The 8334-nt window shown below is 49.9% G+C and carries 9 protein-coding genes; 7 read left to right on the plus strand and 2 right to left on the minus strand.

Annotated features, from left to right (window positions below):
- Positions 1-348, minus strand: a 348-nt coding sequence (locus tag ACJ2PR_RS33970) for a glycosyltransferase (protein ID WP_446880361.1), incomplete at its 3' end; no start/stop codon positions are given.
- Positions 349-868: 520 nt separating this feature from the next.
- Here ACJ2PR_RS33970 and glgA point away from each other — a divergent pair.
- The 6 genes from glgA (at position 869) to ACJ2PR_RS34000 (ending at position 6548) form a co-directional block, all read left to right on the plus strand.
- A complete protein-coding gene (gene glgA / locus ACJ2PR_RS33975; RefSeq protein WP_446880362.1) occupies positions 869-2344 on the plus strand; it encodes a glycogen synthase GlgA in 1476 nt (491 codons plus the stop codon).
- A gap of 8 nt (positions 2345-2352) precedes the next feature.
- Entirely contained in the window at positions 2353-3171 is an 819-nt protein-coding gene (locus ACJ2PR_RS33980) for an inositol monophosphatase family protein (RefSeq protein ID WP_446880363.1), read from the plus strand.
- A 137-nt stretch (positions 3172-3308) separates the two neighbouring features.
- Complete coding sequence (locus tag ACJ2PR_RS33985; protein WP_446880364.1) at positions 3309-4244, plus strand: J domain-containing protein; 936 nt, start codon at positions 3309-3311, stop codon at positions 4242-4244.
- On the plus strand, positions 4244-5497 hold the full coding sequence (locus ACJ2PR_RS33990) for an ATP phosphoribosyltransferase regulatory subunit (RefSeq protein ID WP_446868838.1): 1254 nt from the start codon (positions 4244-4246) through the stop codon (positions 5495-5497). The genes ACJ2PR_RS33985 and ACJ2PR_RS33990 overlap by 1 nt, the downstream gene beginning before the upstream one ends.
- 36 nt (positions 5498-5533) lie before the next feature.
- A complete protein-coding gene (locus tag ACJ2PR_RS33995) occupies positions 5534-5761 on the plus strand; it encodes an indolepyruvate ferredoxin oxidoreductase subunit alpha (protein ID WP_446860042.1) in 228 nt (75 codons plus the stop codon).
- A gap of 61 nt (positions 5762-5822) precedes the next feature.
- Complete coding sequence (locus ACJ2PR_RS34000) at positions 5823-6548, plus strand: ABC transporter ATP-binding protein (protein WP_446880365.1); 726 nt, start codon at positions 5823-5825, stop codon at positions 6546-6548.
- A gap of 98 nt (positions 6549-6646) precedes the next feature.
- Here the strand turns inward: ACJ2PR_RS34000 and ACJ2PR_RS34005 are convergent, their stop codons facing one another.
- Entirely contained in the window at positions 6647-6994 is a 348-nt protein-coding gene (locus ACJ2PR_RS34005; protein ID WP_446860044.1) for a hypothetical protein, read from the minus strand.
- Positions 6995-7455: 461 nt separating this feature from the next.
- On the opposite strand from ACJ2PR_RS34005, the gene ACJ2PR_RS34010 reads away from it, so the two are divergent.
- Positions 7456-7974: a hypothetical protein gene (locus ACJ2PR_RS34010; protein WP_446860045.1), complete on the plus strand. Its 519-nt coding sequence runs from the start codon at positions 7456-7458 to the stop codon at positions 7972-7974.
- Positions 7975-8334: the final 360 nt, after the last annotated feature.

Genomic DNA, 8334 nt, shown 5'->3' on the forward strand with positions numbered 1-8334 from the left:
CCCGTGTAACGTGTGAATCGTCGGCGTTTTGACCAGATTGGCGTAGAGCAACGTCGAATAATCTAAGTGAGAATGAATCACATCAAACTCAGAAGCGCGATCGTACACATGACTCAGTTGCAGCATTTCATAAACGCTGTATTCCTTCACCGTCGGATCTAAACGAATCGCTTGGGGATGCACCGACTCTAATTTAGCCAGACTGAGGGAGTCACCCGATGCAAACAACGTGACTTCATGCCCCCGCCGCACCAGTTCATCGGTTAACAAACTTACGACCAACTCGATACCGCCATAGGCTGGAGGTGGAACACGCTCCCACAATGGGGCAACCTGAGCAATTCGCATATAAATCTCCCGTTGTAATGACCGACTTGATGACTGAGACAGGAATCTCTATTCCACATCTAAACCAATTCGTTTGCGTTTCCTATCTTTCTTTAGAGTGATATTCCTGCTTTCTATGAAGAAATGATGAAGTAGATAACCTGTGATTAGTCTAGCAAAATCTTAGCATCAATTTAGCATCAACAAAGTGATTAGATGAAACGATCAAAACTCAGTATCGGTATTTTAAGCCAGTATTTTTGCTGTTTTTTCAGCGTTCTCAAATCTGTTTTTCTGATACATCAATTCAGATTACTGAGATGCTAACCAATCAATCTTTTTATCCATCGTGAACTGATTTAGCAAGGGTTTGTGTTGTTTTATGAACTGATTTTTCTACTGAGAGTGTCCTATCCAATTGTCTGTTCAGAATTTTTGATATCTCTCGATCGACGACTAGACGATGGCCCAAAGTTGCGTATCATTTTAAGGGGAACACCGGAAAAACAAACTTTTGTAAAGCTGATAAGAGAGAACAGATATGTACATTGTGCAGGTTGCCTCTGAGTGCGCCCCTGTCATCAAGGCGGGAGGCTTGGGTGATGTGGTTTATGGCCTCAGCCGCGATTTAGAAATGCGGGGTCACACCGTCGAACTGGTGCTGCCAATGTACGACTGTATGCGCTATGACCACATTTGGGGGCTGCATGAAGCCTACCGCGATCTGATGGTGCCTTGGTATGGGGGCGCGGTTTGCTGTCAGGTATTTTGTGGCTGGGTACATGGTCGCCTGTGCTTCTTTATTCAACCGCAGTCGGACGATCGCTTCTTCGATCGAGGCTGTTATTACGGTTGCTCAGATGACAATTTTCGGTTTGCCTTTTTTAGTAAGGCGGCACTGGAATTTTTGCTTAGAAGCAACAAACGGCCTGATGTGATTCACTGTCACGACTGGCAAACGGGGCTGGTTCCGGTGATGCTGTTTGAGATTTACAAATTTCACGGGATGGAGTATCAGCGCGTTTGCTATACCGTTCACAATTTCAAGCATCAGGGCATGGGCGGCAGTGAAATTTTGGCGGCAACTGGGTTAAATCAGGCGGCTTATTACTTTCAGTCCGATCGCCTGCGCGATGACTTTAATCCGTTTGCGATCAACTTTATGAAAGGCGGCATTACCTACTCCAACTTTGTCACCACCGTTTCGCCACATCACGCCTGGGAAGCTCGCTTTAGCAAAGAAGGCTATGGGTTAGGTCATACGCTGCATGTCCATCAAGATCGGTTTCGCGGCGTTTTGAATGGCATCGACTACGACGTGTGGAATCCGCAGAGCGATCGCTACATTCCTCATCATTACAGCGTTGACGACTTAACGAACAAAGCAAAGAATAAGAAGGCTTTACAGGAGCGGCTGTTGTTACGAGAGAGCGATCGCCCGTTGATCTGCTTTATTGGACGATTGGATGAGCAAAAAGGGGTTCATTTAGTCCATCACGCGCTTTACCACAGTTTGAAGCAGGGCGCGCAATTTGTTCTATTGGGTTCCGCGACCGAAGCCGGAATCAACGCCCACTTTCACCACGAAAAACAATTTCTCAACGACAATCCCGACTGCCATCTAGAACTTGGCTTTAACGAGGAGTTGGCCCATTTAATCTATGCCGGGGCAGACATGATCATTGTTCCGAGCAACTATGAGCCGTGTGGATTGACGCAAATGATCGGGCTGAGATATGGCACCGTTCCGATCGTGCGCGGCGTAGGTGGACTGCTGGATACCGTTTTCGATCGCGACTACGAAGGCACCAAACCGCTAGAAGAACGCAACGGATATGTGTTTTATCAAACCGACAAGTCCGCCCTAGAATCAGCGATGGATCGGGCGATCGGGCTTTACCAACACGCTCCCGAACTGTATGAAAAGTTAGTCCTCCAGGGCATGAACTACGACTACTCGTGGAACCATCCGGGTGAGGACTATCTGAAAATTTACGACTTCATTCGTCACCGTTAACCCAACTTATGCCGCAATCTCTGCAAATTTTCCTCGACATCGCGACCGAAGCCGCCCTCTCTGGGGGTGCCGTTTTGCAAAACTACTGGGGCAAGTTAGAAGACATTCAAGAAAAAGGGCGATCGGGCGATCTGGTCACCGAAGCGGACAAAGCCGCCGAGAAAGCCATTCTAGAAGTCCTGCATCGACACGTTCCCGATCATCCCATCCTGGCAGAAGAATCTGGAAAACTGGAGGGGTTGGCAAGTGACTATCTCTGGGCGATCGACCCCCTCGACGGCACGACCAATTACGCGCATCAATATCCGTTTGTGGCGGTGTCGATCGGGCTGTTAATTGATGGAATTCCTCAAGTCGGCGTGGTCTACGATCCGATTCGTCAGGAGTTGTTTCGCGCGGCAAAGGGACTGGGAGCAACCTGTAATCGCCGTCCCATGCAGGTTTCTCAAACCGATGACTTGAGTAAAAGCCTATTGGTGACTGGATTTGCCTACGATCGCCGCCAAACCTCCGATACCAACTACGCTGAATTTGCCCATCTGACCCATTTGACGCAGGGAGTTCGGCGAGACGGGGCAGCCGCTTTGGATCTGGCTTACATCGCTTGCGGTCGCTTGGATGGCTACTGGGAGCGAGGTTTGTCGATTTGGGATATGGCGGCGGGTGTCGTGCTGGTGCAAGAAGCGGGGGGCCGGGTGACGGCTTACGATCGCACACCCTTTCAACTCAGTTCTGGCAGAATTTTGGCCACCAATTCTCAGATCCATGACAGCCTCAGTCAGGCACTTTTGGAGGTTGGGAGCAAAGCGCGAAATCTTATAGAATAAGCGGAGACTGATTGGCTGCTCACAAGTCGGTCTGAACGATTGGGCAATGCATTAAGTCAATTTCGTCTGACAAATAAGATCAGTCTGGCTGGATCGCATACACTAAACATCATCTAGCGCAAGCAGGTAGACACAACATGAGTTTTCAAATACAACGAGGTCTATTCATGTTGGATTTTGCTGACCATCACTCGGTCTTGGGCGTGTCGATCGAGGCAGATGTCAAAGAAATCCGCAAAAGCTATCTGAAAATTGCGCGGCGGCTACACCCTGATAGCGGACTGGCCGTGAGTGACTCCGATCGACTGCTGGCGGATCAGCTTCTTTCAAAAATGGTCAACCCCGCCTGGGAAAAGCTGTCTCAAGAAAAGAACCGCGTTGATCACGTTCTCATTCTCAAGCTCAAAGGGCAGTCTGCACAGCGCAACCCCTCGATCGAAGTCATGGGCAGCCTGGCCAAACAGCTAATGACCGCCAGCAATCCCGATTATTTTTATCGAACGGCGCTACAAGATCTCGCAGGCAGACAATATGAGCAGTTTGACCAAGCGATCGAGCTAACGGCTCAAATCAGTGAACTCAATCTCGTCTACGTGATGCGGCGAGAAGCCAACGGAGAACTGGTCGAACCCAAACCCCAACTGTTTACAACGGCCACTCACACGCCTGCGCCTGCTGCCGAAGTTGTGGTGACTCCTCCTGCGCCCAAAGAAGAATCGATCGCCGAGCAATATTACCGTCGAGCAGAAGGGTTTATGGCTAAAGGCAACTATGCCAAAGCTACCCTTGAGCTACGAGACGCGCTAAAAATTGAGCCAAACAATAGTCGCTGTCACAGCCTGATGGGGATGGTTTACCTGCGCCAAAATCAAGGGACGATGGCCAAAATTCACTTTAACAAAGCGCTGTCAGCGAATCCTCAAGACCCCGTGGCGCTCGAAGGAAAACAGTGGCTAGAGCAAAAAGCCAGCGGTACAACATCTCAATCGTCTACAAAACCCGCCAGCAAGCCAACTAACGCCAAGCCCAACGGCGGACTCTTTGGCGGCCTATTCGGTGGAAAGAAAAAATAATGGTGTATCAACCGCCCACTGGGGCTAGAGATCTGCTGCCTTTGGATGTGGCTCAAAAACGCTGGATCGAAGATCGGTTGCAGCAGGTGTTTTATCGCTGGGGCTACCATCGGATCATTACCTCGACGCTAGAACGATTGGATACATTGATGGCGGGGGGAGCGATCGAGCGATCGACCGTCTTACAATTACACAATCTCAATGATGAAGTGTTGGGGCTGCGTCCAGAATTGACGGCCTCGATCGCGCGGACTGCGGTCACTCGCATGGCAGGATCGACCTTTCCTCAACGGCTTTATTACAACGCCAATGTGTTTCGTCGGGCGCAAGAAGGCAGCCACACGGGACAACAAGAATTTTATCAAGCAGGCGTTGAATTGTTGGGCGGCGGCGGCTTGCTGGCTGATGCAGAAATTTTATTGCTGACGATCGACAGTCTCGATCAGCTAGGGTTTCAGGGCTGGTCATTGATTTTGGGTGAAGCGGGCCTGACGCGATCGCTGCTCTCTGTTTTTCCGTCTGATCTGCGAAACCGAGTCCGTACGGCGATCGCTCATCTCGATCGATTAACCCTCGAAGCCTTGCCCCTGTCGAATGAACTGCGCGATCGAGCCTTGGTGCTGATGGATTTGCGCGGTAAGCCTGCGGATGTGATTCAACAAGTGAGTCAATTAGATTTGGACGACAGTCAGCAAGAAGCCGTCAACAATCTCAAATCTCTAGTTGACCTGCTACAAGATAGTTTGCGGCTGCAATCTGACCAGGCTTCTGAGTTGGCGATCGTGCTTGATTTGAGCATCATTCGCACCTTTGACTATTACACGGGGATTGTGTTTGAGGTGGTCAGCAGTCCCGTCTCAGGTCAGCAGGTTTTGGGTCAGGGTGGACGCTATGACCAGCTTTTGGGTCAGTTTCATCCCCAAGGACAGACCATCCCGAGTATCGGATTCTCTCTACAAATCGAGCAGCTTCATCAAGTACTTTTGCAGACGGGTCAGCTTCCGATGCAGACGGCTGCGAGCGAGTGGCTTGTCGTCTCCGAAACGCCCCAAACGAATGCGATCGCCTTCTCCTACGCCCAAACCCTACGCAACCAACCCGAACCGCTCCAGGTAGAACTTGATCTCAGCGGCGGTGCTGGAGAGTTGAGCCTCGATCGTGAAACCATCCGCACCCAAGCCCAAAGCCGTCGGATCGCCAAGATCGCTTGGATCAAGGCAGACGGTTCGGCGGTTGTGGAGACGCTGAGTTAGCGATAATGAAAGCATCCCATCATTGAGAGAACTACCGTGTCCCATACGATCGTGACAAATATTTGTGAAGGCGTTGCAGACTGCGTAGACGCTTGCCCTGTTGCCTGCATTCATCCTGGGCCAGGCAAAAACACCAAAGGCACAGACTGGTACTGGATCGATTTCTCCACCTGCATCGACTGTGGAATCTGTCTACAAGTTTGTCCTGTCGAGGGTGCGATCGTCCCCGAAGAACGCCCCGAACTCCAAAAAACCCCCGAATAGCCTCCGACCGCCCACTTTCAAGGCTTCTTCTCATCCCTCATCCCTCATCCCTCATCCCTCCATGACCTCTCCCCTTCTCGAAGTTGACACCATCCACGCAGGCTATATCGAGGATCTCAACATCTTGCAGGGTGTAAGCATGAAGGTGTACCCCGGTGAATTGGTGGCGATTATTGGCCCCAACGGAGCCGGAAAATCGACGCTGGCAAAGGCAGTCTTTGGGTTGCTAACTCCCAATGAGGGCACGATCGCGTTCAAAGGTGAGAGCATTGTCGGACTCAAATCAGACCAGATTGTCAAACGGGGAATGTGTTACGTCCCGCAGATTTCCAATACCTTTCCGTCGCTGACCGTCGAAGAAAACTTAGAGATGGGAGCCTTTGTCAGAGACGTAAATTTGCAGCCGCTCAAAGATGAGATCTTCACCAAATTTCCTCGTCTGGCAGAACGGCGCAAACAACGCGCAGGCACGCTTTCTGGAGGCGAACGGCAAATGTTGGCAATGGGTAAAGCCCTGATGCTACAACCCAGTCTGTTGCTGCTAGACGAGCCTTCTGCTGCGCTCTCTCCAATTTTAGTCAACAGTGTCTTCGAGCAAATTCGTGAAATCAACCGGGGCGGAACGGCGATCGTCCTCGTTGAACAAAACGCCAAAAGAGCTTTGGAAATGTCCGATCGCGGCTATGTGTTAGAAGCGGGGCGCGATCGCTTTGAAGGACGAGGCATCGATTTACTCAACAACCCCAAAGTCGCCGAACTCTACCTCGGTGCTGGCAAAGCCCACTAACGAGCCAGTTCTAATTCATCCCTCCTCGTCGCGCAGCGGATTACCCCCAAAGGGGGAACAGATCATCGAAGTCCCTCATCCCTCCAAACCAAATCTCGCTACACAGAGACTTCATCCACGCGGACATCAAGCGCTTCTCCATTTGGGGGACAGATGCTAATTTTGGCAGTTTTTGAGAACGGTTTGAGCAGGTTGGCGATCGCCACCACATTGTTTAAAACCCGCAGATTGATCGCTTGGTCAGGGCAATGGATCACCAACGTCAGGGCGCTTGCTGTAATCGAAAACCCCCAGTGACAATTGATGAGCAAAGCCTGCATTACCCCATCACAGGACTCATAAAAACATCGATTGACCGCCTCTTCTAACCTTCGGCGCAGCCAAGCATCCTGCTCTGTCCATTCGGAGGGCGGCAAATCGTCTGGGACTAAATAAGAGGTATCCATAAGTTATCGGGAGAATGACCGATTGTGAAGATGCAGCACTTCTCTATCATGAGCCTATTAAAGACCGATCGGGAGAACATTCGACGCATCTTTATTAGTTTCTAAGAATTGCCCAAATTTATTGTGATAAGAGACACAGAACCCGCAACGGTTAGAGCATCAAGAATATTCGAGCGATTAGTTTTCTGCTTAAGAAGCGCCTGATTTGCTAGAAGAAAATCTATCGAGCGATGAATTTGTTTTTGATAAATGCTCAAATGGAAACTTCTAAAAGAACAAGTAAAAGAACAAGGGTTTGAAATTGAAGGGTTGAGAACTGAAGTTGTTGAGTATTATTAAATGATATTCAGGGCATTTTAGGTGAATTATTACCATCCTTTAAAGTCATCTATTTAACATTTGATCCCTAAATATTGGGAGCCGATTCTGATTCTGCCGTTTGGTTACTGAGGAGTTCATTGATGAAAGTTCTTAATTGGTTGCGTTTGAGAGTGGGTGCGATCGCCGTAGGAAGTGGCACGATCGTAGGTCTTTCGCTGATGACCCAGGCTCCCGCTTTTTCGCAGGCGGCTTACGGTAGCTATGTTGGGGTTGGCGCGTCGTTTGGGTTGACCAGGGCAGAAAATGACGATCGCAAAACTTCGGGCGTGATTGCAGGTCGCTACAAGCTTTTGAGAGCGCCGATTTCGCTAAGAGGACAAGTTTTGATCGGCGATGGGGTGGCGCTCGTTCCGACGGTTTCCTACGATATTCCGGTCAATTGGCAAACGGATGTCTATATTGGCGCAGGGGCTTCGATCCCGATCGGGAGCAATACGCCCATTGGTGACCAGACGAGCTTTGTGCTGCAACCGGGAATTGATTACGCGCTGCCCAACAGTAATGTGGTGCTTTTTGGGAATGCTATTTTTGCTTTTGACGGCTACAAGCGAGGTGGGGCAGCGACTTCACTCCAGGGCGGCGTAGGGATTCGATTCTAGATGTCAGCTTGTCAAAAATTTGTGCAGGTTTAAACCCTCAGCACAGCCTTACTAATCACAGCCTTACCCTTCTTGATTCCGTTTTTACGGAGATGAGTTGAATGGCAGTCAAGACATTGCGTGGTGTCTCTCAGGATTCTCACAGGTTCATCACTTCACCCTACCTCGTTTACCTTCCTCTTAGAGGATGTTTTAAAAGTCATCTCGCTGGTAGCAGAACGGGTTAGATCCCGCCTAGCCCTCCTTAAAAAGGGAGGAACCAGATTCAAAATCCCCCTTTTTAACGTCAGTTCGATGAGAGTGACTCGCTTCGTTTAATTTAGCTTCAGCCCCCTTGTATCTTAAGAGTGTGGCAGACCG

This window comes from Phormidesmis sp. 146-33 (assembly GCF_052939515.1).